A 22,368-nucleotide genomic window follows, 5' to 3' on the forward strand; every position below is an offset into this window, starting at 1 on the left:
TGCTTTCTCCTGGCGTTAGTAGTCAAACGATTGGTACGGCTTCGAGAACGTCATGTCCTTGGTCACGATGACGTTGAACCGATAGCCGGGGCGGATTTCCAAGGTCGGGGCAATGTTCAGATTCTTGGAAACGAGTTGGGCGATGGTGTTGCCCAGCACTTGCCCAAGTGCTTCGCTCAAAGCATCGCTGGCGCGCTGCTGATTGCCGGTGGAACCGCTGTTGTCCTGGCTCATGCTCACGGCGGCGATGACGCCCGACATGAGGAAGGCCGAGCCGAACACGCGCAGGTAGTGGTTATTCACCTGGTCATTGAAGCCCGCGTACCCGGCGCTATCCGCGCCCGGCATCGTGCCAATGTCCATCGCCTTGCCATCGGGGAACACGATGCGCTGCCAAGCCACAAGCACGCGCGACTGACCGTAGGCAACATCGCTCGAATACGACCCGACCAGGCGCGAGCCTTGCGGAATCAGCAGATGCTTGCCGGTCGGCGTGTCGTACACGTTCTGCGCGACCTGGGCCATGATCTGGCCCGGCAAGTCGGAGTTGATGCCCGAAATGAGCGTGGCCGGCACCACGAAGCCGGCGCGCAGCTCGAAGGGCGAGCGCGGCGCTTCGGGCTGGGAGTCCAGCCGCCAACGGTCGCCCTGGCCGCTTCCCGCGAACTGCGCGTAGTTCTTGCCCTGGCCGCCACCGGCGGTTTGCAAGAGCTGCGGCGCACCACCACCCACGCCGCCGCCGGCCTGCTGGCCGCCGACGCCCGAGGCGCGAAGCTGCGCGAGCCGGGCCTGATAGGCGGCGGTCGGATCGCCCGATGCTTGCGCACCGATTTGCTGCCGCACAGCCGCCAGGCGGGACAGCATTTCGTCGCGCGTCTGCGGCGTGCCCGGCTGCGCGCCCGATGACCCGCTGCTGCGCGGCGCATCGACACGAACGCCCGTCTTGGCCTTGACCGCTTCCTGGAACATTTGCAGCTTCGCCATGCGGATGCGGTCGGCTTCATCGTCATGCACCGGCTGGCCCAGGTTGCCGCTGGGCGGTGGCGGCGGCGCGTCCAGGTCGGGGCGCGCGACAAGCACCGGCGCAGCCTCTGGCCCGGTCGCCAGCTCCGGCGGCTTGAGCGGCGAGGCCGCTTCTACCGTGCCGCCATCCCTGTCGCCGACGATCTCCTTGGCGAACATCGACGTGTTACCCGCCTTCTCGGCCGCGCCTTGCGCCGGTGCGTTCTGCTTCGCAGCGCGATCCGCCGCGACCAGCATCATCACCAGCAGGAAGGCACCCAGCGCGGCCGCAAGGATGTACATCGGCATGTTGTTGACACGCCGCACGCCGGACTTCTTCGATACCGCGCCCGGCGAGGCGTCCGGTGCCATTTGATCGGCTTGGTCACTCATAGGTCACTCCTTGCGCACCCAATACCCAGCCGGCGCAAAGCTGCCGTCTTGCACCAGGTACGGGCGGGTGATGGATTGATGGCCGACCAACAGAGTCAGGCGGTACAGGTTCGAGTCGCCGGCCTGGTCGAGCACGTACCGCAGCGGCAGGGCCGCCGGCGATGCCGGCTCACTGGCCGCCGTGGCCTGCGCCTTCGCGCTGGCCGGGTTGAACTCCAGTAGGGCATAGCCGCGCTCGCGCAACGTCAGCACCAGGGCCTGGCCGAAGGCATCAGGCGTGGCCTGTTGCAGCTCCAGGCGCGTCTTGGCCGGCGGGTACAGCACAGCGAGCTGCTGCACCGCTTCGCGGGCGAGCTGCTGCTGATCGACCGTTGCGGTCGGCGGGACGAAGTTGCCGTATTGGCCGGTGGTCGCGCAGCCGCCCAGGGCGAGGACGAACAGCGCAGCAAAGATGATCTTGCGCATGGTCACTTCCTCCGGGAGATAGTCACGCGGTCTTGGCTTCCACCAACACCGGCAATCAGGATCGCGCGGTCAAACACCGTGTCCACGATGTAGCGATTGCCCTGCACGCGATAGTTCACCATCACGGTTTCCTCGTCGCGGAAGATGCCGCCCTCGCGGCGCACGACCAGGAGCGTCGGCGCTTCGGTTTGCTCCATCGTTCCGGGCATTTCGATGATGGTCTTGCGGCCATCGTTGAACACACGCACCGGCTTCCAGCTCGCCGAGCCGGACAGGTCATAGTCGAACTTGAGATCGCCCAGGTACTCGCCGGTCTGCGGGATGGTGCGGTCGGTGCGTTCTTGCGTTTCGCGGCGCTGGATCGCGTCCCACTTCGCAAGCGCGTCCTCGGGGTAGGTGAACGAGACTTGCGGCATGTACTCGGTGCGATGCGAGCGCAGGCGCAGGTGATAGGCGCGGCGGTTCGTCGTCACGATGAGGCTGGTTTCCAGGCCAACATCCATCGGCTTGATGATGAGGTGCTGCACTTCGTTGGGGCCGCTGCCGGTGATGGCCGGCTCGACCGTCCACCGGGCCGTGTCGCCCAGGTTGATCGAGTTGACTTGCTCGCCTGGCTGCAAGGCCACGTCGCACACCTGGAGCACCGCGCACACGATGCTGGGCTGCTGCGCGCCGAACAGGAACTTGATCGCGCCAGTCGCGTCCTGCGGCCGTGGCGGGCTTCTTGAAGATCAAGCCCTTGAGGGTGTCGGCAAAGCTCATGCGGCCTCCAGGTAGTCATTGAGATTCAGATTGCGGCCGGCCAGCCAGTGATCGACCCACTCATGGCCGAACTTCGCTTGCAGGCTCTTGATGGCGGCGACCGATTCCTTGTCGGACGCGCCGACGAAGGCCAGGGCCAGCGGCCCCAGGGCGAGGTCATAGAGGCGGCGGCCGTTCTCGGAGACGTAGTAGTACTGCCGCTTCGGAACCGCCGTGGCGAGGATTTCGATTTGCCGCTTGTTGAGGCCCATGCGGCGATAGAGCGCCGCCGTGTCCTCGTCGCGGGCATAGACGTTCGGCAGGAAAATCTTGGTCGCGGTCGATTCCACGATCACATCCAAGATGCCCGAGTTGGCCGCGTCGGAAAGGCTTTGCGTAGCCATGAGCACCAGGCAGTTCGCCTTGCGCAAGACCTTGAGCCATTCCCGAATCTTGGCGCGGAACGCCGGGTGGCCCAGCATCAACCAGGCTTCGTCCAGGATGATGACGGCCGGCTGGCCTTTAAGGCCGCGCTCGATGCGGCGGAACAGGTACAGCAGCACCGGCAGCGCGAACTTCTCGCCGAGGTTCATCAGCTCTTCGATCTCGAACACCGTGAAGTCGGAGAGCGACAGGCCATCCTCTTCGGCATCGAGCAGGTGGCCCATCGAGCCGTCCACCGTGTATTGCTTGATGGCCTCGCGGATCGCTTCGTCCTGGATCGTCACCGAGAACTCGGAGAGCGTGCGCGCGCCGCTGGCGTGCATGCTCATGATCGCGTGGCCGATCTCGTTGCGCTGCCCTGGCGTGGTGTCCACGCCGTTGAGCGCAAGGATCGTGTCGATCCACTCCATCGCCCAAGCCCGATCCGCCTTCGTTTCGAGGAACTGGAGCGGGCAGAAGGCCAGGCGGTCATCGTCGGCGGCCACCGTGAAGTGCAGGCCAGTCTTGCCCTTCGAGCCGGCATTGATTGCGGCCGCGAGCGGGTACATCGACATGCCCTTGTCGAAGGCGTAGATCGACATGCCGGCATAGCGCCGGAGCTGCGCGGCGATGATGCCCAGGTGCGTCGATTTGCCCGCGCCGGTCGGGCCGAACATGAAGGTGTGGCCCAGGTCGCGCACGTGCAGGTTCAGCCGGAAGGGCGTAGCGCCGACCGTGACGCAGTGCATGAGCGCCGGGGCCAGCGGCGGGTACATCGGGCACGGCGCGGTGGCGCTGCCCGTCCAGATGGAGCTTGTCGGCAGCAGGTCGGCCAGGTTCATCGTGTTGATGAGCGGCCGGCGCACGTTCTCGACGCCGTGGCCGGGCAAGCTGCCCAGGTAGGCGTCCATCGTGTTGATCGTCTCGATGCGCGCCGCGAAGGCCAGCCGGTTGATGGCCTTCTCGACCGACAGCGCGGCGGCCGCCAGGCGCTCCCGATCCTCATCCATCAACACGACCACGGACGTGAAGTAGCCGGCGGCCACCAGGCCGCTATTGACCTCGGCGATGGCCGCCTCGGCATCGGCCACCATCGTTGCCGCGTCCTGGTTGACGCTGCCGGTGTTGGTGTTGAAAACCTGGTCGAAGAAGCCGCGAATCTTCTGCTTCCACTTCTTGCGGAACTTGTCCAGGTGCTTCAAGGACTCGTGCTGATCCATGAAGATGAAGCGGCTCGACCAGCGGTATTCACTCGGCAGCTCGGCCAGGGCCGACAGCAGGCCAGGCGTTGACTCCAAGGGGAAGCCTTCGAGGGACACCACCTGGATGAACTTGCGGCCGATCTTCGGAACGACGCCGCCCCACAGCTCTTGCCCGCCGATCACGGCGTCCAAGTACATCGGGTTGCTGGGGAGCTGCACCGGGTGATAGTTGCCGGTCACGCAGAACTGCAACCAGCTCAGGAAGTCGTCATGCGTGACTTCCCTGCCCTCTTCCGTGGCGATCTTGTGGCCCTTCAAGCGCGTGAGCTTGACGGCCGAGGACATGCGCGATTCCAGGCTGCGGATTTCGCGCTTGAACTGCTCGATGAGGCCCACGGTGCGGGCCGTGTGGTCGGGCGTCACCGCGTCATCGTCAAACATCAGCTCAACGAACTTGCGCTGGGCCAGCACTGGCGGAAACCAGGTCACGGCGAATACGAAGTGCCCTTCGTACATCGTGCCCAGGCCCTCGAAGAGCCGCCGGCGCTCTTCATCAATGGCGGCCGACACCGGATCGGTGAAGGTGGAGACGCCGCGCTCGGAGTAGTTGGGTGCCGGCCGGCGCACGGCATCGACATGAACCATCCAGCCGCTGCCCAGGCCCGCCAGGGCCTGGTTGATGCGGAAGGACACCATTTCCCGCTGCTCTTCGGTGCTGCTGGCGTTGTCATCCCCTTGGTACAGCCAGGCGGCCATAAAGGAGCCGTTCTTGCCCACGATCACGCCGTCATCGACCACGGCGGCATAGTTGAGCAAGTCGGCCAGGCCCGCGTCCTTCGACCGATGCTTCTTGAGCTTCAGCTCGGCATCGACCTGACGGATACGGGCAAAGAGGATGAGCAACAGAACCGCACCGAGTACAGCAATGCCAATTGCGATTGCTTCGATCATTTGTATTGCTTCCCTTGACTCGGCGTGTTTTCACGGAAGGGCGTGCTGCGAGCCGGGTAGTACGGCTTGTACCGGCGGTGCCGCAGGTACACGTGTCGCAGCTTCGGGTCGGACTTCGCCATGAGGCGCAGCACGAATAACGCGCCGAACCACAAGGCGATGCCGAACACCGTTGCCCTCACTTCTTGGGCGCTGAAAATCAGCGCCCCGGCCAGCAGGCCCGAGAACATCACCAGCTCGCGGTCGCCACCCATGAACAGGTTTTCTCGGTTGCCGGCCCTACGGATGGGGATCGCGCGCAGTGCCATGACTTACCCCGCGATGTGGCCGCGTTCGGCCCAGCGTGCGATGGCTTCACCAGGGAAGCCGGCCATGTCCAGCGCCGCGACCTTGGCCTGGTGCAGCACGCCATCGGTCAGGGCGGCGATTTCCGCGCCACGGCCGAAGAAGGTGCTCATCATGTTCTGCGCGCCGACCAGCAGGGCCATGACCAGGACGATGAAGATCAACGTGCGGAAGAAGCCGTTGAGTTCGCCGCCGAAGATCAAGATGCCGCCGGCGACAACGATGCCGATGATCGACAGCGCGAAGGCCACCGGGCCGGTGACGCTGTTGCGCAGGTTGGTCAACCAGCCTTCATACGGCAGGGAACCGCCGGTGCCTTCGGAGGCGAAAGCGTGCTGGGGGGCCAGCAGGAAGAACGCCAAGAGGGCGAACATGCCCAGGTAGAACACGGCGCGGCTGTCGAAGCGGAACGCGGGAAGGGTCGATTGCATGGGTCTAAGCTCCTTACAGGGTTACAGGGTTACAGGGTTTTGGTTGCGTACTGGCCGTTGGCGTAGCCGGAAACCTCAAGGATTTCCTGGATGCGCCGCGAGCCGTCAGGGGTGCGGGCGATATGAACGACCACGTGAACCGCCTCGCCTATCAGCGGTTCAATGGGTTTGGGTGAATCGGGGTGCATGCTGATGAGCATGGCGAGCCGATCAAGGCCCGCTTTGGCGTTGTTTGCGTGCAGGGTTGCGGCTCCTCCTTCGTGCCCGGTGTTCCAGGCCATCAACAGATCAAGTGCTTCGGGGCCGCGCACTTCGCCGACCAGGATGCGGTCGGGCCGCATGCGCAGCGTGGTCTTGAGCAGCGCCGTCATGGTCACGTCGATGCTGGTGTGGTACTGGACGTAGTTCTCGGCGGCGCACTGGATTTCGCCGGTGTCCTCGATGATGAAAACCCGTTCGGTCGGGTCTTGAAGCACCATCTCGTTGATGATCGCGTTCACCAGCGTGGTCTTGCCCGAGCCGGTGCCGCCGATCACCAGGATGTTCCGGTGGGCACGCACGGCGGCAATCAAGGAATCGCGCTGCTGCGCGGTCATGATTCCGCGCTCGACGTACTGCGCCAGGGTGAAGATGGCGACCGCCTTCTTGCGGATCGCAAAGGTCGGTGCGGGCACGACCGGGGGGAGCTGGCCGGCAAAGCGGCTACCGTCTAGCGGGAACTCGCCTTCCAGGATCGGCCGCTGCCGCGTGACTTCCTTGCCGTGGTAGCCGGCAATGGTTTCGATCATGGCTTGGGCCTGCGCGAAGCGAAGGGTGCCGATGCACTTCATCGGCTCGCCCAGCTTCTCCTGCCAGACTTTGCCGTCCGCGTTGAGCATGATTTCAACGGTCTTGGGATCGTTCAGAGCTGCCAACAGCTCCGGCCCCATGTCGCGTTCGAGCTTCTTCTTCGCCCGTTCCTTGATCGTGTTGTGTTCCAGCTTCTGTTCGGTCATTCCGTGTATCCCATGTATGTGATTTGCGTGCTGCCCTGACCGCACGCATTCTACACAGGTTCATACGATATACCGAAGTCTTTTGACGAGCAAGCAAACGGAATGACGGATTGAGTGTTTTCAATCGTGTCCCGAGCTGATCGCAATAGAAACAACGCGGCGCATGCTCCGTGCGCCTCGCACCGAACCTATGGCTTGCGTTGTGGGTGTTCCGGGGGTTGAGCCACCCCGGCGGGCTTTAGCGGCTAAAAAGTGCTGGCTTCTGCTGGCTCAGTTCCTTGCCGCGTCCCTTCCCTGCTTTCTTTCTTGGCGTCCTACCCCCGGAGCTTCTTGCGGGCGGCCTCGCCCCACTTCTTGACGATGAATGCCTGATGCGACGGTAGCACCGCCGCCACTCGCTCGAAACCGGCAGGAAGGCTCTGCGGAGCCTTGCCGCCGGCCAGGGCATCGAGCGTGTCCTTGTCCAAGTCGGTTGATTCAAGCAGAAGGGGCAACGGCGCATCAAGGGCCTTGGCAATGTCCTGCATGACCTTGAGGGACGGATTGGCCTTGCCCGTAGTGAGATCGGACAGGAAGGAGATCGAAACCCCCGACCTGTCCGATAGCTCCTTTTTCGTCATGTGGCGCTCATCAAGCAGCCGCAGCACGTTCGTGAAGAAGATGTAGTTATACAAAGGCGTCGCCTTGCGCATGGGCGGCTCGAAATTTTAGCCGCTAAAGTTCTTGACCTCGGAATTAGGTTTAGCTAAACTCTAGGCTTCATCACAGCCTGGAGAGCTACGCATGAGCCATAACCAATTCCAGTTTATCGGCAATCTTACCCGTGATACTGATGTTCGCCATAGCGAAAACAGCGCCCGCGCCGTATTCGACCTGGCCGTGAACCGCGTGTGGCGCGACCGCGCCGGCGAGAAGAAAGAGCAAACCGACTTCTTCCGCATCAAGTCGTTTGCCGGCCTGGCAGAGAACGCGGGCAAGTACCTTGGCAAAGGCTCCAAGGTGTTCGTCCAGGGCCGCATCGAGCCGACGAAGTTCGAGAAGGACGGCCAGACCGAGTACGGCTTTGACTTCATCGCCGACGTGATCGAGTACCTGGATACCAAGGAACCAGGCGGCAAATGAGAAACGCGCCCGGCCACAGGCCGGGCGTTATGCTAGGAGGACGAAGATATGCCGGACAGTTTCGACGAGCAGGGCTACCGCCGCAAGCTCATCGACGGCGGGTTGAGTGAGGCCGACGCGACGGCGCTTGCCCGCCGCTACGCGGCCGAGCGCAACGCGCAGGCCGGCACCGCCGGCGGGGCTTTCCGCCCCGCCGGTTCCCTCTTCGAGCTGCCGGACGGGCCGGCAGCGCCGGAGCCACCGCCACCGCCGCCCAGCGCGGCCGTGGCGCGCTCCGAGCGGATGGCGGCCGAGTCGGCCGAGCTGGCGCGGACTATGGGCCTTCCGCCCGAGCCGCGAACCGTGGTCAACACCTTGGCCGAGAAAGTCAGCGGCGTGACCGCCGAACGGAGAACGCAACAGATGGCGACCAAGAAAACGACCGAGAAGCCGGCCAGTGCCACCGGCGAGCTGGCCGAGCAGGTCAGCCAGGCCAAGCAGGCCGCCTTGCTCAAGCACACGAAGCAGCAGATCAAGGACATGCAGCTTTCCTTGTTCGACCTCGCGCCGTGGCCCGACCACATGCGGGCCATGCCCAACGACTTCGGCCGGTCGGCGATCTTCACGACCAGGAACAAGAAGGTGCCCCGCGCCGCCTTGCAGCGCGAGGCGATCTACCACATCAGCAAGGACGTGGAGATCACCTTTACCGGCATCGAGCTACGCGCCGACAGCGACGAGCTGGTGTTTGCCCAGGTGCTCGAATACGCGAAGCGCACGCCGCTGGGCGAGCCGGTCACGTTCACGTTCTACGAGATTTGCCAGGACTTGGGCTGGTCGATCAATGGCCGCTACTACAAGCAGGCCGAGGACTGCCTTTCGCGGCTGCAAGCGTCCGCGATGCAGTTCTCTTCCCAGCGGCTGGGCCGCCTGGAATCCGTGTCGCTGATCCGGCGCTTCCGCATCCTGGATCGCGGCAAGCGCACGTCGCGCTGCCAGGTCGAGATCGACACCGAAATGGTGGTGCTGTTCGCCGGCGACCACTACACGAAATTCGTGTGGGAGAAGTACCGCAAGCTGTCGCCCACCGCGCGGCGGATGTTCGACTACTTTGCCACGCACAAGGAGCCGTACCCGCTCAAGCTGGAGACGTTCCGGCTCATGTGCGGTTCGGATTCCACCCGCGTGAAGAAGTGGCGCGAGCAGGTCAGCGAGGCATGCGACGAGCTGCGCGAAAACGGCCTGGTGGACAGCGCCTGGATCAATGACGACCTGGTGCATTGCAAGCGATGACCGCCGCCCTGCCCCTGGAGAGCCGCCCGAGATCGAGGCGGCTTTTTTTCTCGAGCATCGCCGCTTCTGACGAGGGAGTTCCGGCCACCTGGTCGCGCGCACGTCGAGCTGCAGCATCGTCATTTCCGGCGAGGCTGGCCACGTCCAGGCCACGGTCGACCATCGCCACCTTTGACGATGAACCGAGGGCCCCATCGCCAGTTCCGACGATGACGGCCGACGCCGGCGCTGGATCTCGCATCGCCGCTTCTGACGATGAGATCCACCCTTTGACACTTGAGGGGCCGAGCTGCGGGGGATTCTCCCGGCCGGCGGCCGCGAGAACCGGCTATGTCGTGCTGCGCATCGAGCCAGGCGGCAGAGCCGCCCGTCTCGCCCCTGGCGGGCTTCCAGCGCCTTCCCGACGCTCACCGGGCCGGTGGCCCTCGCCGCTGGGCTTTGCGGCCCTGACGGGCCTTCCTGGCCCGTTTCCGGGGCCTTCCCTGCCCTGCCCCACCGGCGCGGCCGTTGTGGACAGTTTCGGGACAAGTCGGCCGAGGCCGGCCGGCGCAGCCCTGACGTTGACACTTGAGGGGCAGCGGGGCCGGCGCGATGTTGACACTTGGGGGGCAGCGGCCGATTTCGGCCTGGTCGAGCCGTCCAGGCGGCCGCCGAGGCGGCCTAAGTGCCTGATCGGCATGGAGTTATCCACCGAAGTTGTGGATAACCCTGTTAGGAACCCTGCCCCGGTATTGACACTTGAGGGGCGGCCCTACTGACACTTGAGGGGCGCGGTTCTTGACACTTGAGGGGCAGCGTATTGACACATGGGGGGCTTATCCATTGACACTTGAGGGGCGGCCTCTTCGCACTTTTCCTTGGCGTGACAACGGTTTACGCGCGTTTTTCGGTCATGCTAACCAGGTTTTTAACCGTCTTTATAACCTTTTTATATAACCAGGTAGTTTTAACCAGAGGCTGGCGAAAAAAACGGCAACACGGCCCAAGCTGCCGCGCAGCATGACCGGCCGCCGAAGGGGGGAAACCCCCCTTCTCGATCCCACCCGGCCGCAAGCGGCCTCCCATCCCCCCAGGGGCTACGCCCCTCGGCCGCCTTGCGGCCTCACCCCACAATGGAGCGCCTTCGGCGCTACGGCTTAGGAGAGCCAGGCGCAAGCGCCTGGCGGAAGGCAGTAAGTTCGAGAGCTTGCGAGGGGGCAAAGCCCCCTCACACTCCCCAACCAGGTCGCCGCGGTTCGACCGGCCGCGCGATCCTCAAGCATCGCAGCAGCTCCACCGCCGCAGGTTTTACGCCAAGGAAGGGGGTCGGCCAGCTCGGCCGGTGGCGCGGAAAGCGCCCCTCAAGTGTCAATGAAACGTGAGACGCGGGGCCAGGCCCGCGCCGATCACAAGCCGAGTTCGGAGTGAGAGCCGAGGCGCACCAGGCGCAGCGTGTCGGCGTCGGGCTTCTGGTAGATCAGCACCAGGTCGGGCTTGACGTGGCAATCCCGGTGATCCTTCCAGTCCCCGGTCAGCGCGTGGTCGCGGTGCCGAGGTTCCAGCGGCTGGTCGTCGGCGAGCGCGACCAGGACGGGCACCAGGTCGGCGTCGAGCGTGGCCCGGTGCTGCCCTTTCGCCTCGCGCTTGTAGTCGCGCTTGAACTGGCCGGTGCGCTCAATCTGCCGCATGCAGATCGGCCATCAGATCGTTGACGGTGGCGAAGCGCGGCAGCTTGCCCTTGCGGGCTTCCTTCATCGCCTCGATGGTGGTGGCGTTCGGAATCAGCGGCTCGAAGGGCAGCGCCTTGTCCTGGGCCACCTTCGTGAGCAGCAGCCGCACCGCGTCGGACACGGTAAGGCCCATCGCGGCCAGGACGGCCGCCGCTTCTTCCTTGATCGCGCCGTCGATGCGCGTTTGTACGAGCTGGTTTGCAGCCATGATTGGTTCTCCGGTTGGGTTCGTGAATTACATTGTAATGCACGCCAAGGGAAAGGGCAAGGTTTAGCGGCCAAAAAGTTTAGCTAAAGTGCTTGACGATTAGGACATTTTGCCCTAATATAGCACTTGAAGGCCGGGCATTTCGCCCAGGTCAACTACCGGAGAAAGTCCGATGAACACCCAAGAGCAACCCGTTACCGCTTCCCTGGTCGCCGAGGCCCAGCGCCTCGACTTCCTGCCCGCCTACTTCGGCCCGCGTCTGATGATGCGCGGCGAGGCCCTGGTGTATGCCTGGCTTCGCCGGCTCTGCGAACGCTACAGCGGCGCGTATTGGCACTACTACACCTTGTCGGACGGCGGTTTTTACATGGCCCCCGACCTGGCCGACCGCCTGGAGATCGAGGTGGACGGCAACGGCTTCCGAGGCGAGTTGTCGGCCGACGCCGCCGGCATTGTCGCAACCCTGTTCGCGCTGGGCCAGCTCGCGGCCGAGGCCGCCGACACGGACGCCGGCGATGCCCTGATCGACCGCTATCACTTCCTGCGCGGCTTCGCAGCCAGCCACGCCGAGGCGGCCGCGATCTACCGGGCTATTGACTGATGAGGGGCGGCCCCGGCTTCGGCCGGGGCTTCCAGGAGGCGACCATGACCAGGAACAACGCTCCCCAGGCACCGACGAACAGCTACGCGACGGACGGCAAGTGCCACAACGCCGAGCCGGGCACCTACGGCCACGAATGCGGCAAGCCGGCCGCATGGATCGGCACGAACCACAAGGGGTTCAGCTCGGGATTCTGCGACGACTGCAAGCGCCACGGCTACGAAGCCCGCGACGTGATCGCGTGGCGGCGTGCTGACACTTGAGGGGCCGGCCGATGGCGAAGAAACGCAAGACGCCGGCCCAGCCGGGCCAGGACTGGAACGCGCCGGCGGCCGAGCTGCTGGCCGAGCTGCCCACCGAACGCGACGAGCTGCTGGCCGCCGCCGTGGCGGCCGTGGTGGAGATCGACGCGGCGATCATGCGCGGCGACGGTGCGGCCGCCGAGGCGGCCAGCGACCGATACGAGGCCGTCATCTGGAAGATGAACGGCGGAACGCACGTGGGCAGCATGGCCGACCACGACGCGCCCGGCCAGGTCATCGAGCGCCATTGCGCGGCGGTGCCTGGCGACGTGCCCTTGTGGGGCCAGCGCGGCCAGTTCCTGGTCGCGGATGGCGACATGCGCGCCCTGGTGGAGTACGAGGCCGGCTACGGCGGGCCGCTGGGTGCCCACTTCCAGTTCCACGTCATCGACCTGGACAGGCCGTTTATCTCCGAAACGGGCTACCGCTCGCACTTCGACACGGCGCAGGGCTGCATGACGGTGGACGAGGTTGCGCGCGGCATCCTGGCTGCGCAGCGAGCCGAGAAGAAGCGCCCGGTGATGGTCGAGGCCAGCTACCGCGACCGCCTGGCCGATGCTCCCCTGCCCGCTTGGCTGGCCGGCCTGGAGCCGCCGGCGCGGCGCGAACCGGCGACCGTCCTGGTGCCGCCGGGGTTCGTCCTGGTCGATGTGGTGCTGCCCTCGCATCGGGCCTTCATCGCCAGGCGCTGGGCGGCCGAGGCCGCGACCAGGATCAAGGCGGCCAGGGCCGCCGGGTTGGACGCCAAGGGAAAAATCACCGGCGCAGGCCCGGAGCGAGATCCCGCATCGCCAGAAACGACGATGACCTGCAGCATCGTCAAAGCCGACGATGCCGAGCCGGTCGAGGGCGGGCCTGTATCGCCGGAAACGACGATGCCGGGAGCGAGCGCGGCAACCTGCAGCATCGCCAGGAATGGCGATGGAGGCCCGGCCGACCGGGTGGAGTTCAAGCCCGGCCAGCGGTGCGAGATCGTGAGCGTCCATCACCCGGTTTTCGACCGCTACATCGGCAAGCGCATCATCATCGTGAAGGTGCATCCCGACACCCGCCAGGTGTGGGCGCACGACGACAGGCCGGTAACGTACAAGACCAATCGCGCAGGCCGGCGCGTGGTCGATTCAGACCCGAGCTGCATCCAGTCGATCTACGGCTTCGACCAGTTGCGGCTTATCACTTGACCAGGAGAACGAACGAATGACGAACGACGCCAATATCCGGCTGGAGTGCTTGAAGCCGGCCGAACGCTGGGCACAACCGACCGGCGAGGAAGTCCGCGAGGTGCTGCGCCTGGCCGGGTTCAGCGGCAGCAAGGCCGCGAAGGCGCTGGGGCTGGGCGCGAAGGGCGACCGCACGATCCGCCGCTGGATCGGCGAGGACACCCCGATTCCCTATGCGGCATGGGCGATCCTGTGCGACCTGGCCGGGCTGGGCGTGATCTGGAAAGAGGATTGACGCCAAGGGAAAGGTTTTAGCGGCTAAAGTTTAGCCTTCGGATTCCGGTAAAGCGAAAAAAGTTTAGCTAAAGTGCTTGACAGGCTAGGGCATTTTGCCCTAATATAGCACTTGAAGGCCGGGCACATCGCCCAGGTCAACTACCGGAGAAAGTCCGATGAGCGACAACAAGATCATGCCCTGGATTGACGAGCTGGAGGGCGCGGCAGCGACCGACTTCCCGGCCCGCCGTGACGAGATCGCGGCCATGATGGCCGAGGCGGCCGAGCTGGTGCGCAAAGCCGAGGAACTGCGCGGCAAGGCGTACTTCGCCGGATGCTCCCTGGAGGGGCAGGCCAAGGGCCATTGGTCGATGGAAGCCGTCGAGCAGGCCAAGCGCCGGGCCGGCTGGTAAGAGCACATGGCCCGGTCGGCAACGGCCGGGCCTATCGAGGACGCCAAGAAGGGAGTATTGCGTGAGCCGAGGCAAGATCAAGGGCGGCCCCAGGTGGAGGAACGCCCCGGAGTGATCCGGGGCGCTTGGCCTGGTGCTGGCACACCGTAACCATGCTTCCGAGTGGGAGCACCCAGCATTCAACACGTAAGCGCGTGGAGGGTCAAGCTATGTCCAACATCATCAAGTTCCCCAAGGAGATCGAGCAGCCCGCCGCGCCCGCGCCGGTGGAGCCTGCCGCCGCGCCTGCTGCCCCCAACAAGGCCCCCGGTGCTGGCCTGCTGGCCGGCCTGGTCAAGTTCGTATGGGTGGCGACCGTGTTGGTCTGGCCGATCCTCAAGTGGGTGCTGTCGATTGCCACCTTCTTTCAGTTCGTGCGGATGCTCTACCACTGGAACACGCCTGGCGTGTATGCCGGCTGGTCGTTCCTGGTGTACTTCGCGGTGCTGACCGCGATCACCTACTTCGTTTCGATCTACAAGCCGAAGGGGCTTTGACATGAAAAAACAGACCCTGCCCTACCCGCCGGGATTCGTGGAGCCAACCACGGGCCGCGTGGCCGTCCTGGTGCGCGAGTACGCGGCCAGCGATTTGAACGGCGATGCGCCGGCCTATTGGTACAGCGCGCAATCCGAGGAATGGGGCCTTGACCCCTGGCGGCTCGTTGAAGGCGTCGATCCGCATGTGCATGGCGGTTCGTTCGACGTGTGCTTTGCGAGCGGCGGCACGCGCACCGTGGGGCCGTTGATGACGTTCTTCGTGAGCGCCGACCACGCGCAGCAGCTCGCAGTTTCGCGCGCCGCGTCGCAGATGGGGCGCTACGGAATGCGGGTGGTCGAGGTTCAGCAAGGCCCCGACGACCTCAAGCGCCTAGCCGCGCTGTATTCGGATGACGCCAAGAAGGGGTGATTTTTAGCCGCTAAAAGGCTTGACGCGCCCGGCGAGTTTAGCTAAACTTCTGCACATGGTCGGCGGCTGGCACCGCCTTTTGTTCAACAACCGGGTGTGGAGTTTATATGGGTGTTCTCCATGAAGAAACGGCTAACCGAAGCCCAATTCCAGGCGGCGATCAAGGGCCTGGAGATCGGGCAACAGACCATCGACATAGCGCGCGGCGTGCTGGTCGATGGAAGGCCCCAGGCCGAGTTTGTGGCCTCGCTGGGGCTGACCAAGGGGGCGGTATCGCAAGCGGTCAGTCGCGTGTGGGCAGCGGCGGGGGAAGTGCTCCCGCAGGGCTTCGCGCGGGTGACGGCGGTACTGCCGGAGCATCAAGCGTTCATCGTCAAGCGTTGGGAAGCCGACGCCAAGGGAAAGAGGAAACAGGAACCCAACTCATGAAAACACTGGTCACGGCAATTCAGAAAGGCGGACAGGGCAAGACCTTCGCAACCTGCCACCTGGCGTTCGACTTCCAGGAGCGCGGCCTTCGGGTTGCAGTGGTCGACCTGGACACCCAGGGCAATGCAAGCTGGACGCTGGCCGGCCACGACTCGGGCTATCCCGCCAGTCGCATGTTCACCGCCGGCGGCGACGAGCTGCGCGCCTGGTTCGCTGGCCGGGAGGATGACGGCCTGGCGCTGATCGCGGCCGATGCCAGCCTGGCCAACCTGGACAAGATGGACTTGGCCCAGGCCGCCGGCGCGCTGCGGGCCAGCATCGCGGCGCTAGGCGAGTTCTTCGACGTGTGCCTGATCGACACCGCCCCTTCCCTTGGCGTTGCCATGACGGCGGCCGTGCTGGCCGCCGACTACATGCTTTCGCCGGTCGAAATGGAGGCGTACAGCTTGCAAGGCATGAAGAAGATGGTTGCCGTCATCGGCAACCTGCGCAAGCAAAACCCGAAGCTGCGCTTTCTCGGCATGGTGCCGAACAAGGTGGACGCGCGGAAGCCGCGCCACGTCAGCAACCTGGCGACCTTGCAGCAGGCATATCCGCAACTGATCTTGCCGTTCAGTGTCGGCGCGCGAGACAGTATCGCGGAGGCGCTGGGCGAGCAGATGCCAGTGTGGAAGATCAAGAAAACCGCTGCGCGCAAGGCCACCCAGGAAGTGCGCGCCCTGGCGGATTACGTGTTCACGAAGATGGAGATCGCGCAATGACCAGCGCCGTAAAGACCAACGCCAAGAAGAAGGCCCCGCAAGCGGCCGCAGAGAAGCCCAAGGGCGGCGGGCTGGGCCTGGATGGCCTCGGCGACCTGTCGAGCTTGCTGGACGAGCCACAGGCCGCGAATGCGGCCCCTGGCGGCCCGCAGGAGCTGCCGCTTGACCTCATCGACGAAGACCCGCACCAGCCGCGCACGGCGGACAACCCCGGCTTCTCGCCGGAGTCCATCGCCGAGATCGGCGAGACGATCAAGCTGCGCGGCGTGAAGTCGCCCATCAGCGTGCGCGAGAACCCGGACGCGCCGGGCCGCTACCTCATCAACCACGGTGCGCGGCGCTACCGTGGCTCGAAATGGGCCGACAAGACCACCATCCCGGCTTTCATCGACAACGACTACAACGAGGCCGACCAGGTAATCGAGAACCTGCAACGCAACGAACTGACGGCCCGCGAGATCGCGGACTTCATCGGCCGCGAGCTGGCGAAGGGCAAGAAGAAGTCGGAGATCGCCAAGGAGATCGGCAAGTCGCCGGCGTTCGTCACACAGCACGTCACGCTGCTGGACTTGCCCGAACCGATTGCCGAGGCGTTCAACACTGGCCGCGCCAAGGATGTGACCGTCATCAACGAGTTGGTGACGGCGTTCAAGAAGAACCCCGAGGAAGTGGGTGCGTGGCTGGCCGACGACAGCCAGGAGCTGACGCGCGGATCGGTCAAGCTGCTGCGCGAGTACCTGGAGGACAAGCGCCACCAGGAAGGCGACCGCGACCCCAACACCGTCGATGCGTTCAGCGGCAAGACGGATGGCGAGGCCGAGGGCGACGGGCAAGGCCCGGAGGATGACGCCAAGAAGAAGGAGCCGAAGGAACCCGACCCGGACAAGCTCAAGAAAGCGATCATCCAGGTCACGCACGACGACCGCCCGGCCCGCCTGATCCTCAACCGCCGGCCGCCGGCCGAGGGCTGGGCCTGGCTCAAGTACGAGGATGACGGCCAGGAGTTCGAGGCCGACCTTGGCAAAGTGCAGCTTGTCGCGCTGCTGGAGGGCTAGACCCCCCCTGCACCAGACCCCGCCGCCCCCGCACCCCTGCGCCCCGCCATCGAGCGGGGCTTTTTTTTGCCTGCGCGCCCAGCGCCGGGCTGGCCCGTTTTAGCCGCTAAAAAAGTTCAGCTAAACACTTGCGCTATGTTGTATGTTGTAGTATGCTACACGCTACAACATACAACACCGGCCGAAAGGAGGCCCGATCATGGCAATCACGAAAGAGCAGATATTTGCGGTCGCCGACGAGCTGGACGCCGCCGGCCAGAACCCGACCCTGGCGAGCGTGCGCAAGCAGCTCGGCGGCGGGAGCTTCACGACCATTTCCGAGGCGATGAACGAATGGCGGGCACGCAAGGCCAGCCAGGCGGCCCCGATCCGCGAGCCGGCACCGGCGGCGATCACCGAGAAGCTGGCCGAGCTGGGCGGCGACTTGTGGGCCGTGGCCTTGGAAATGGCGAACAACCGGCTGGCCGCCGAGCGCGAGGCGCTGGAGGCCGTCCGGCAGGAAATGGAGGCAGCGCGCCAGGAGGCCGCAGAGCTGGCCGACCAGCTCACCGGCGAGCTGGACGAGGCCAAGGGCCGTATCGAGGCCCTGGAGGCCGCAGAGACCGACGCCAAGGGGGAAGCTGGGGCGCTACGCGAGAAGCTGGCAGCGGCCAGCGAGCGGGCGGCCACGGCCGAGGCCAGAGCCGGCGAGCTGCGCACGGAACTGGATCACGCCCACCAGGAGGCCCGCCAAGCCCGAGCGGAGCGCGACAAAGCCCAGGAGAAGGCCGCCGCGAGCGCCGACCAGGCGGAGGCCCTGCGGGCCGACCTGGCGGCCGCGAACAGCCGGGCAACGGAGATCGAGCGCCGGGCCGGCGAGCTGCGCGCCGACCTGGAGCGAGCCAACCAGGCCACCGACCAGGCGCGGGCGGCGCTGGCCGAGCAGCAGAAGGCCACCGAGGCGGCGGCCGGGCAGCTTGACCAGGTGCGGGGCGAGCTGGCAAAGGTGCAGGCCAAGGCCGAAGCCGAGCGCGAGGCGCACCAGGAGCAGCGCAAGGCAGCAGCGGCCGAAGCGCACCGCCAGGCCGAACGCTTGACGGCCACCCAGGCCGAGCGCGATGCCGCGCGCAAGGAGGCCAGCCAGGCCCGCGAGGACGCCGCGACCCTGCGCGGCCGGCTCGAAGCCCTGGAAACCGTCATGGCCCAGGAGAAGGGCAAGACGGGCGGCGCGAAAAAGACCTGATATTTCGGTCGGTTTTCAATAAAATCGAGGGTGTAACCTGGAACTACACATCCGGCCACGAGAGGAAAGCCGGCCTCGCGCATGCCGAGGTCGGCTTTTTTCTTGCTGGACTGGCAAGGAGGCCCATCTATTCCACATTTTGAAATGACCACACCGACGATAAGGAGCGCCCGATGAAACAGCGCCTCTTGGTCATGAACGGCCAACGCATCGTTCAGACCGAGCAAGAAGGGGCATGGGCCAACCAGAAGGTTGACAAGGCTGGCGCATTGAAGCCCGGCATCTACAACCTGTACATGGCCCAGCAGGCCGACAAGAAGCAGACCCATGACGGCGTGATCGTTCACGCCGACAACAACCAGGTGTACCAGCAGGTAGGCAAGAACTTTGTCATGCACGCCCGGTCAGATTTCGATAAAGTACCTGAAATCGGGAGCACAAAGAGCATCAGCTACAGCGCGCAAGGCAAAGCAACCGTTGCCGCCGAGGCCCCGAAACTCACGCGAGGCCGGTCCCGATAGCTTTTAGCGGCTAAAAGGAGGGCCACGCCTTGAGACGACTCACACCCACCGCCGGCCGGGCAGACGCCCGCCGCATCCAGCCGGCATCCGCCGGCTTCGCAACAAGCACGACCAGCAGAACCGACGCCGCCGGCGACGGCCTGCTGGCCGCTGCCGAAGCCACAGAGGCCGAGCAGCAAGCGGCCCTGGAGGCCGCCCCGCTCGACCAGACCTACCAGGAAGCCCTTGCCCTGTACGTTCAGGCCAAGCACGACCAGGTGGAGCGCATCGAGGATCGGCTTGAAAACCTGATCGACCGTCAGCAGGCGCGCTTGCAGCAGACCCAGGCCAACCAGCCGGGCCTACTGTCCCGGCCTGGCGCGAAACGCGCTTGGCAGAACCAGCAGATGCAGCAGCAGGCGCGCTTGCAGTCCCTGCACGTGCGCCTGGAAGCCGTCCGCGAGATCAAGGAAGGCATGGGCCTGCACTCACCGAAGGTCGAAGAGCTGGCGACCCGCAAGATGCGCGCCGAGAAACCCGAGCTGGCGGCCGATTGGGATGCCATGCGCGAGGCGGCACGCCGGCACCAGGCGCTGCAACGCCGCGAAGAGCAGGAGCGAAAGCAGGCGCAGGCCCTGGAGCGACCAGGCCGGTCGCAGAGCTTGGGCCTCACGCGGCCCGTCTAAAACGAAAGCCCGGCACTGCCGGGCTTTTTCCTCGAGCCTCGCCGTTTCCGGCGATGCAGGCCCGCCGCTGGCGGCATCCTGCAGCACCGTCATTCCCGACGATGCAAGGGGCTGGCCAGCCTCGCCAGTTCCGGCGATGCCGCCGGCGCGGTCGACCATCGCCATTTCTGACGATGAGATCCCGCATCGCCATCTACAGCGATGCCCACAACGCGAGGGCGGCCGCGAAAACCGCCATGCCGGCCGCCACGATGTTCATGTACGACACGCGCCGCGCTTCGCGGATCGGCGCGGCGAGCTGCGCGGCGGCCGCTTCCAGCTCGCGCCGCACCGCCTCGGCGGCGGCCTTGCCGCCGTCCTGCATCCCCTTCGCCATCGCCTCTTTGGAGGCCGCCAGGGCCGCGTTGAGCGTCCTTTCGGCCTTCCCCTTGGCGTCATCCCCCCAACGGTGTGCGATGGCTTCCAGCTCTTCCTTGAAGCGATCCAGGATTTCTTGCTGCGCGGCCTGGCTGTCCTGCATCAGTCGGGTGTTGATCGTCTGGAGGATCAAGATCGGATCGTCGCGGCCAACGGCGATGCCGTGCTTGACCGCGATTTCCCGTATCAGCTCTTCGATCTTGTCATCGCTCGCCATCAGAGCACCGCCGCGTTGTCGAGCTGCTGGAAGAGTTGCGACTTCACGATCTTGAGCCGCTGCCGCGTCATGATCGTGAGCGCCGAGTCGGCCAGGGCCTCATCGAACGTCCGGCGCTCCTGGAGCATTTCCGAGAAGTCGCGGCCGTAGGTTTCTTCCTTGAGCGCCGGAATCTGGATGATGGCCGACACCCGCGCCTTGTTGTCGGTGTACGCCTTCATCTTCTCGAAGCCCTTGCCTTCGTGCTCGATTGGCCCCCAATACGGGTTCAGCCACACCACGAACACGCATTCGGCCGGGAATTGCCGGGCCAGCGTGCTAAAGCCGTTCAGGGTGTCCAGGAAGGCTTGCCCGCCGGTGACGACCGTATGCACCACCAGTTCGTGCCCCATGTCCTGGAGCAGCGCCGGAACCTGGTTGCCGATCAAGTAGCTGGACAGCGGCACGAACGAGCTGGCCCCGTTGTCGATGATGACGTCGCCCTTGGTCGAGGCGATTTGCTCCACCAGGGCATCGAAGTTCCGGGTGTTGATCTCGTCGCCGTCCATGATGTTCAGGCGCTGCACGTTCAGGGCCTTGTAACCCTCAAACGTGCTGTTGACCGGATCGGTGTCGATGCAAAGCGGCGTCTGCCCCTTGCTCGCTTTGTACTGCGCAATGGTGGCCGCGATCATCGACTTGCCGACGCCGCCCTTGCCCTGCAAGACCATGTGAATTTTCGCCATTACAGTAAATCCTCTTTATTCGGTTTCGGGTTGTAGTTGAAGCCGGCGATCCCTGCCGACTCGGGTTTCTTCGGCTCGGGTGCCTTCGGCTTCCTCGCCTTCGACCCCCCTTCCTGTTGCGCCGGCTTCTCCCCTTTGGCCTGGTTGGCCGCCGGGGGAGGCACCGGCGCGGGTGCTGCTGGTGCGGCCTTGATGTACCGCTGGACGTGCTTGCGGAACGTCTCGTAGCTGCACTTGACCCGGCCGATCTCGCGCATGTCCTCGTAGATCGTCGTCACTGCATAGCCAGCATCCATCGCGGCTTTCACGTCCACGCGCACGGCCAGGAATGCAACGGCCGTCGCGTCCTGTCGGCGCTTCTTGGCGGCCCGTTTCTCGATCCGCGCGGCCAGCTCTTGGGGGTAGCTGCTTTCTGCCATCGCCTCGCTTCCGTGGTTTGTAAATAGCCGTCATTTTCATGTATCGACCCGTGGAAAGTCTATGTAAAGCGCGTGGATAGCAGCTTGACACCGCTGCATCTAGCGCGCTTTCCGGGCATTGTACGCCTTCATTCGATATATCCGCCATCTTTTCGCGCTAAATGCAGACAGATGCGAAGGTTTCGGTATAGACTTTCCTTGGTGTTATCAACGCCGTAAGGCGGGCAGGATGTGCGAAGTTAGCTAACCGGCGGGCCGGTTATCTATCTTCGCTGTCCCTTATTCGCGCCTGCGGCACTCAACGGGCATCCTGCTCTGCGAGGCTGCCGGCTACCGCCGGCCAAGAAGCGAGAGACGAACGACATGGGCTACATCAATCCGCTGCTGGAGCTTCCAGCAGGCCGCGAACTCCAGGCGCTTCCGGTTGCCGACCGGCAGCGCCTTGCCCGCGTGCTGCGCGAGCTGCGCACGCAGGCCAACGACGAGGCGGAAAAGGCATGGGCACGCCGCAAGGGGCCGATGGCCGCCTACTGGCGAGCCGTGGCGACCTACGCGCGACACACGGCGCACGCGCTCAAGGGGTAGCGACATGGAAGCCGACGAACAGCCGACCGCGAAGCGGCGGCAGCACCTACGGGTGCCGGTGTTCCCCGACGAGAAGGAACAGATCGAGGCGAACGCCAAGAGGGCCGGGGTCAGCGTGGCGCGCTACCTGCGCGACGTGGGCCAGGGCTACCAGATCAGGGGCGTCATGGATTACGAGTACGTGCGCGAGCTGGTGCGGGTGAATGGCGACCTCGGCCGGCTGGGCGGTTTGCTCAAGCTATGGCTCACCGACGACCCGCGCACGGCCCGCTTCGGAGACGCCACGATCCTTGCCCTGCTGGGCCGGATCGAAGCCACCCAGGACGAAATGAGCCGACTCATGAAGTCCGTGGTGCAGCCGAGGGCCGAGCCTTGAGCTTTTTAGCGGCTAAA

Annotated in this window: 29 protein-coding genes and 1 pseudogene; 17 read left to right on the forward strand and 13 right to left on the reverse strand. The window is 64.9% G+C overall.

The features are described from left to right. Positions 1-15: 15 nt before the first annotated feature. From ACN20X_RS29130 to ACN20X_RS29165, 8 genes and pseudogenes are all read right to left on the reverse strand, one after another. A complete protein-coding gene (locus ACN20X_RS29130; RefSeq protein WP_012478192.1) occupies positions 16-1,395 on the reverse strand; it encodes a TrbI/VirB10 family protein in 1,380 nt (459 codons plus the stop codon). A 3-nt stretch (positions 1,396-1,398) separates the two neighbouring features. Further along, positions 1,399-1,860, reverse strand: a complete 462-nt coding sequence (locus ACN20X_RS29135; RefSeq protein WP_011013267.1) for a lipoprotein — start codon at positions 1,858-1,860, stop codon at positions 1,399-1,401. A 2-nt stretch (positions 1,861-1,862) separates the two neighbouring features. Beyond that, positions 1,863-2,555: pseudogene (gene trbG / locus ACN20X_RS29140) on the reverse strand (P-type conjugative transfer protein TrbG); the annotation flags it as partial. A 63-nt stretch (positions 2,556-2,618) separates the two neighbouring features. Beyond that, a complete protein-coding gene (locus ACN20X_RS29145) occupies positions 2,619-5,177 on the reverse strand; it encodes a VirB4 family type IV secretion/conjugal transfer ATPase (protein WP_011013264.1) in 2,559 nt (852 codons plus the stop codon). Further along, the gene (locus ACN20X_RS29150) at positions 5,174-5,485 is read right to left on the reverse strand and encodes a conjugal transfer protein TrbD (protein ID WP_011013263.1); all 312 of its coding nucleotides are present in this window, start codon (positions 5,483-5,485) and stop codon (positions 5,174-5,176) included. Before ACN20X_RS29150 ends, ACN20X_RS29145 begins: the two co-directional genes overlap by 4 nt. Before the next feature lie 3 nt (positions 5,486-5,488). Beyond that, a complete protein-coding gene (gene trbC / locus ACN20X_RS29155) occupies positions 5,489-5,953 on the reverse strand; it encodes a conjugal transfer system pilin TrbC (RefSeq protein ID WP_011013262.1) in 465 nt (154 codons plus the stop codon). A 29-nt stretch (positions 5,954-5,982) separates the two neighbouring features. Then, positions 5,983-6,948 carry a P-type conjugative transfer ATPase TrbB gene (gene trbB, locus ACN20X_RS29160; RefSeq protein ID WP_011013261.1) on the reverse strand — a complete coding sequence of 322 codons (966 nt, stop codon included), beginning with the start codon at positions 6,946-6,948 and terminating at the stop codon, positions 5,983-5,985. 314 nt (positions 6,949-7,262) lie between these two features. Continuing rightward, positions 7,263-7,622 carry a transcriptional regulator gene (locus tag ACN20X_RS29165; RefSeq protein ID WP_011013260.1) on the reverse strand — a complete coding sequence of 120 codons (360 nt, stop codon included), beginning with the start codon at positions 7,620-7,622 and terminating at the stop codon, positions 7,263-7,265. 109 nt (positions 7,623-7,731) lie between these two features. Between ACN20X_RS29165 and ACN20X_RS29170 the strand changes: the two genes are divergently transcribed. Further along, entirely contained in the window at positions 7,732-8,070 is a 339-nt protein-coding gene (locus ACN20X_RS29170) for a single-stranded DNA-binding protein (protein ID WP_011013259.1), read from the forward strand. A 48-nt stretch (positions 8,071-8,118) separates the two neighbouring features. Further along, the gene (gene trfA / locus ACN20X_RS29175) at positions 8,119-9,342 is read left to right on the forward strand and encodes a plasmid replication initiator TrfA (RefSeq protein WP_011013257.1); all 1,224 of its coding nucleotides are present in this window, start codon (positions 8,119-8,121) and stop codon (positions 9,340-9,342) included. A gap of 1,385 nt (positions 9,343-10,727) precedes the next feature. On the opposite strand, the gene ACN20X_RS29180 is transcribed toward trfA, so the two are convergent. Both ACN20X_RS29180 and ACN20X_RS29185 read right to left on the reverse strand, forming a co-directional pair. After that, on the reverse strand, positions 10,728-11,009 hold the full coding sequence (locus tag ACN20X_RS29180) for a type II toxin-antitoxin system YafQ family toxin (RefSeq protein WP_011114071.1): 282 nt from the start codon (positions 11,007-11,009) through the stop codon (positions 10,728-10,730). Then, positions 10,996-11,259, reverse strand: coding sequence for a type II toxin-antitoxin system RelB/DinJ family antitoxin (locus ACN20X_RS29185; protein WP_011114070.1), 264 nt, complete (start codon positions 11,257-11,259; stop codon positions 10,996-10,998). The genes ACN20X_RS29180 and ACN20X_RS29185 overlap by 14 nt, the downstream gene beginning before the upstream one ends. Before the next feature lie 172 nt (positions 11,260-11,431). Here ACN20X_RS29185 and ACN20X_RS29190 point away from each other — a divergent pair, with 172 nt between their 5' ends. From ACN20X_RS29190 to ACN20X_RS29250, 13 genes are all read left to right on the forward strand, one after another. After that, entirely contained in the window at positions 11,432-11,860 is a 429-nt protein-coding gene (locus tag ACN20X_RS29190) for an antirestriction protein (protein ID WP_011114069.1), read from the forward strand. A gap of 44 nt (positions 11,861-11,904) precedes the next feature. Continuing rightward, complete coding sequence (locus ACN20X_RS29195; RefSeq protein WP_012478187.1) at positions 11,905-12,123, forward strand: hypothetical protein; 219 nt, start codon at positions 11,905-11,907, stop codon at positions 12,121-12,123. A gap of 11 nt (positions 12,124-12,134) precedes the next feature. Then, positions 12,135-13,343, forward strand: coding sequence for a hypothetical protein (locus ACN20X_RS29200; protein ID WP_012478186.1), 1,209 nt, complete (start codon positions 12,135-12,137; stop codon positions 13,341-13,343). Between the two features lie 16 nt (positions 13,344-13,359). Next, complete coding sequence (korC, locus tag ACN20X_RS29205; protein WP_012478185.1) at positions 13,360-13,617, forward strand: transcriptional repressor KorC; 258 nt, start codon at positions 13,360-13,362, stop codon at positions 13,615-13,617. 157 nt (positions 13,618-13,774) lie between these two features. Then, positions 13,775-14,011, forward strand: coding sequence for a stable inheritance protein KleA (gene kleA, locus ACN20X_RS29210; protein WP_011255200.1), 237 nt, complete (start codon positions 13,775-13,777; stop codon positions 14,009-14,011). Between the two features lie 209 nt (positions 14,012-14,220). Next, complete coding sequence (gene kleE, locus ACN20X_RS29215; RefSeq protein WP_012478184.1) at positions 14,221-14,547, forward strand: KleE stable inheritance protein; 327 nt, start codon at positions 14,221-14,223, stop codon at positions 14,545-14,547. Position 14,548: 1 nt separating this feature from the next. Further along, on the forward strand, positions 14,549-14,959 hold the full coding sequence (locus ACN20X_RS29220; RefSeq protein ID WP_011255198.1) for a DUF2761 domain-containing protein: 411 nt from the start codon (positions 14,549-14,551) through the stop codon (positions 14,957-14,959). 120 nt (positions 14,960-15,079) lie between these two features. After that, entirely contained in the window at positions 15,080-15,388 is a 309-nt protein-coding gene (locus ACN20X_RS29225; protein ID WP_011255197.1) for a transcriptional regulator KorA, read from the forward strand. Beyond that, positions 15,385-16,149, forward strand: coding sequence for a ParA family protein (locus ACN20X_RS29230; protein ID WP_062804245.1), 765 nt, complete (start codon positions 15,385-15,387; stop codon positions 16,147-16,149). Before ACN20X_RS29225 ends, ACN20X_RS29230 begins: the two co-directional genes overlap by 4 nt. Then, on the forward strand, positions 16,146-17,204 hold the full coding sequence (locus tag ACN20X_RS29235; protein WP_012478180.1) for a transcriptional repressor gene korB: 1,059 nt from the start codon (positions 16,146-16,148) through the stop codon (positions 17,202-17,204). Before ACN20X_RS29230 ends, ACN20X_RS29235 begins: the two co-directional genes overlap by 4 nt. A 199-nt stretch (positions 17,205-17,403) precedes the next feature. After that, positions 17,404-18,426 carry a DNA-binding protein gene (locus ACN20X_RS29240; protein WP_012478179.1) on the forward strand — a complete coding sequence of 341 codons (1,023 nt, stop codon included), beginning with the start codon at positions 17,404-17,406 and terminating at the stop codon, positions 18,424-18,426. A 173-nt stretch (positions 18,427-18,599) separates the two neighbouring features. After that, a complete protein-coding gene (gene kfrB, locus ACN20X_RS29245) occupies positions 18,600-18,947 on the forward strand; it encodes an IncP plasmid survival protein KfrB (protein ID WP_473210861.1) in 348 nt (115 codons plus the stop codon). Positions 18,948-18,976: 29 nt separating this feature from the next. Further along, positions 18,977-19,612 carry an IncP plasmid survival protein KfrC family protein gene (locus ACN20X_RS29250; RefSeq protein ID WP_012478178.1) on the forward strand — a complete coding sequence of 212 codons (636 nt, stop codon included), beginning with the start codon at positions 18,977-18,979 and terminating at the stop codon, positions 19,610-19,612. A gap of 193 nt (positions 19,613-19,805) precedes the next feature. Here ACN20X_RS29250 and ACN20X_RS29255 read toward each other — a convergent pair whose 3' ends face one another. Genes ACN20X_RS29255 through ACN20X_RS29265 form a run of 3 tightly spaced genes read right to left on the reverse strand, consistent with a single transcriptional unit; the run spans position 19,806 to position 21,390 of the window. Next, a complete protein-coding gene (locus ACN20X_RS29255) occupies positions 19,806-20,246 on the reverse strand; it encodes a conjugal transfer protein TraM (protein ID WP_012478177.1) in 441 nt (146 codons plus the stop codon). Next, the gene (locus ACN20X_RS29260; protein ID WP_012478176.1) at positions 20,246-20,971 is read right to left on the reverse strand and encodes a nucleotide-binding protein; all 726 of its coding nucleotides are present in this window, start codon (positions 20,969-20,971) and stop codon (positions 20,246-20,248) included. Before ACN20X_RS29260 ends, ACN20X_RS29255 begins: the two co-directional genes overlap by 1 nt. Next, on the reverse strand, positions 20,971-21,390 hold the full coding sequence (locus ACN20X_RS29265) for a TraK family protein (RefSeq protein ID WP_012478175.1): 420 nt from the start codon (positions 21,388-21,390) through the stop codon (positions 20,971-20,973). The genes ACN20X_RS29260 and ACN20X_RS29265 overlap by 1 nt, the downstream gene beginning before the upstream one ends. Positions 21,391-21,753: 363 nt before the next feature. On the opposite strand from ACN20X_RS29265, the gene ACN20X_RS29270 reads away from it, so the two are divergent. Further along, positions 21,754-21,975: a hypothetical protein gene (locus tag ACN20X_RS29270; protein WP_011798730.1), complete on the forward strand. Its 222-nt coding sequence runs from the start codon at positions 21,754-21,756 to the stop codon at positions 21,973-21,975. 4 nt (positions 21,976-21,979) lie between these two features. Continuing rightward, positions 21,980-22,351, forward strand: a complete 372-nt coding sequence (traJ, locus tag ACN20X_RS29275; protein ID WP_011255188.1) for a conjugal transfer transcriptional regulator TraJ — start codon at positions 21,980-21,982, stop codon at positions 22,349-22,351. Positions 22,352-22,368: the final 17 nt, after the last annotated feature.

Source organism: Delftia sp. PX-1 (genome assembly GCF_055797465.1).

Bases quoted from the DNA above. Each gene is read 5' to 3' on its own strand.
- ACN20X_RS29130 (WP_012478192.1), bottom strand. From the start codon at position 1,395: ATGAGTGACCAAGCCGATCAAATGGCACCGGACGCCTCGCCGGGCGCG.
- ACN20X_RS29135 (WP_011013267.1), bottom strand. From the start codon at position 1,860: ATGCGCAAGATCATCTTTGCTGCGCTGTTCGTCCTCGCCCTGGGCGGC.
- ACN20X_RS29145 (WP_011013264.1), bottom strand. From the start codon at position 5,177: ATGATCGAAGCAATCGCAATTGGCATTGCTGTACTCGGTGCGGTTCTG.
- ACN20X_RS29150 (WP_011013263.1), bottom strand. From the start codon at position 5,485: ATGGCACTGCGCGCGATCCCCATCCGTAGGGCCGGCAACCGAGAAAAC.
- trbC (WP_011013262.1), bottom strand. From the start codon at position 5,953: ATGCAATCGACCCTTCCCGCGTTCCGCTTCGACAGCCGCGCCGTGTTC.
- trbB (WP_011013261.1), bottom strand. From the start codon at position 6,948: ATGACCGAACAGAAGCTGGAACACAACACGATCAAGGAACGGGCGAAG.
- ACN20X_RS29170 (WP_011013259.1), top strand. From the start codon at position 7,732: ATGAGCCATAACCAATTCCAGTTTATCGGCAATCTTACCCGTGATACT.
- trfA (WP_011013257.1), top strand. From the start codon at position 8,119: ATGCCGGACAGTTTCGACGAGCAGGGCTACCGCCGCAAGCTCATCGAC.
- ACN20X_RS29180 (WP_011114071.1), bottom strand. From the start codon at position 11,009: ATGCGGCAGATTGAGCGCACCGGCCAGTTCAAGCGCGACTACAAGCGC.
- ACN20X_RS29185 (WP_011114070.1), bottom strand. From the start codon at position 11,259: ATGGCTGCAAACCAGCTCGTACAAACGCGCATCGACGGCGCGATCAAG.
- ACN20X_RS29190 (WP_011114069.1), top strand. From the start codon at position 11,432: ATGAACACCCAAGAGCAACCCGTTACCGCTTCCCTGGTCGCCGAGGCC.
- ACN20X_RS29195 (WP_012478187.1), top strand. From the start codon at position 11,905: ATGACCAGGAACAACGCTCCCCAGGCACCGACGAACAGCTACGCGACG.
- ACN20X_RS29200 (WP_012478186.1), top strand. From the start codon at position 12,135: ATGGCGAAGAAACGCAAGACGCCGGCCCAGCCGGGCCAGGACTGGAAC.
- korC (WP_012478185.1), top strand. From the start codon at position 13,360: ATGACGAACGACGCCAATATCCGGCTGGAGTGCTTGAAGCCGGCCGAA.
- kleA (WP_011255200.1), top strand. From the start codon at position 13,775: ATGAGCGACAACAAGATCATGCCCTGGATTGACGAGCTGGAGGGCGCG.
- kleE (WP_012478184.1), top strand. From the start codon at position 14,221: ATGTCCAACATCATCAAGTTCCCCAAGGAGATCGAGCAGCCCGCCGCG.
- ACN20X_RS29220 (WP_011255198.1), top strand. From the start codon at position 14,549: ATGAAAAAACAGACCCTGCCCTACCCGCCGGGATTCGTGGAGCCAACC.
- ACN20X_RS29225 (WP_011255197.1), top strand. From the start codon at position 15,080: ATGAAGAAACGGCTAACCGAAGCCCAATTCCAGGCGGCGATCAAGGGC.
- ACN20X_RS29230 (WP_062804245.1), top strand. From the start codon at position 15,385: ATGAAAACACTGGTCACGGCAATTCAGAAAGGCGGACAGGGCAAGACC.
- ACN20X_RS29235 (WP_012478180.1), top strand. From the start codon at position 16,146: ATGACCAGCGCCGTAAAGACCAACGCCAAGAAGAAGGCCCCGCAAGCG.
- ACN20X_RS29240 (WP_012478179.1), top strand. From the start codon at position 17,404: ATGGCAATCACGAAAGAGCAGATATTTGCGGTCGCCGACGAGCTGGAC.
- kfrB (WP_473210861.1), top strand. From the start codon at position 18,600: ATGAAACAGCGCCTCTTGGTCATGAACGGCCAACGCATCGTTCAGACC.
- ACN20X_RS29255 (WP_012478177.1), bottom strand. From the start codon at position 20,246: ATGGCGAGCGATGACAAGATCGAAGAGCTGATACGGGAAATCGCGGTC.
- ACN20X_RS29260 (WP_012478176.1), bottom strand. From the start codon at position 20,971: ATGGCGAAAATTCACATGGTCTTGCAGGGCAAGGGCGGCGTCGGCAAG.
- ACN20X_RS29265 (WP_012478175.1), bottom strand. From the start codon at position 21,390: ATGGCAGAAAGCAGCTACCCCCAAGAGCTGGCCGCGCGGATCGAGAAA.
- ACN20X_RS29270 (WP_011798730.1), top strand. From the start codon at position 21,754: ATGGGCTACATCAATCCGCTGCTGGAGCTTCCAGCAGGCCGCGAACTC.
- traJ (WP_011255188.1), top strand. From the start codon at position 21,980: ATGGAAGCCGACGAACAGCCGACCGCGAAGCGGCGGCAGCACCTACGG.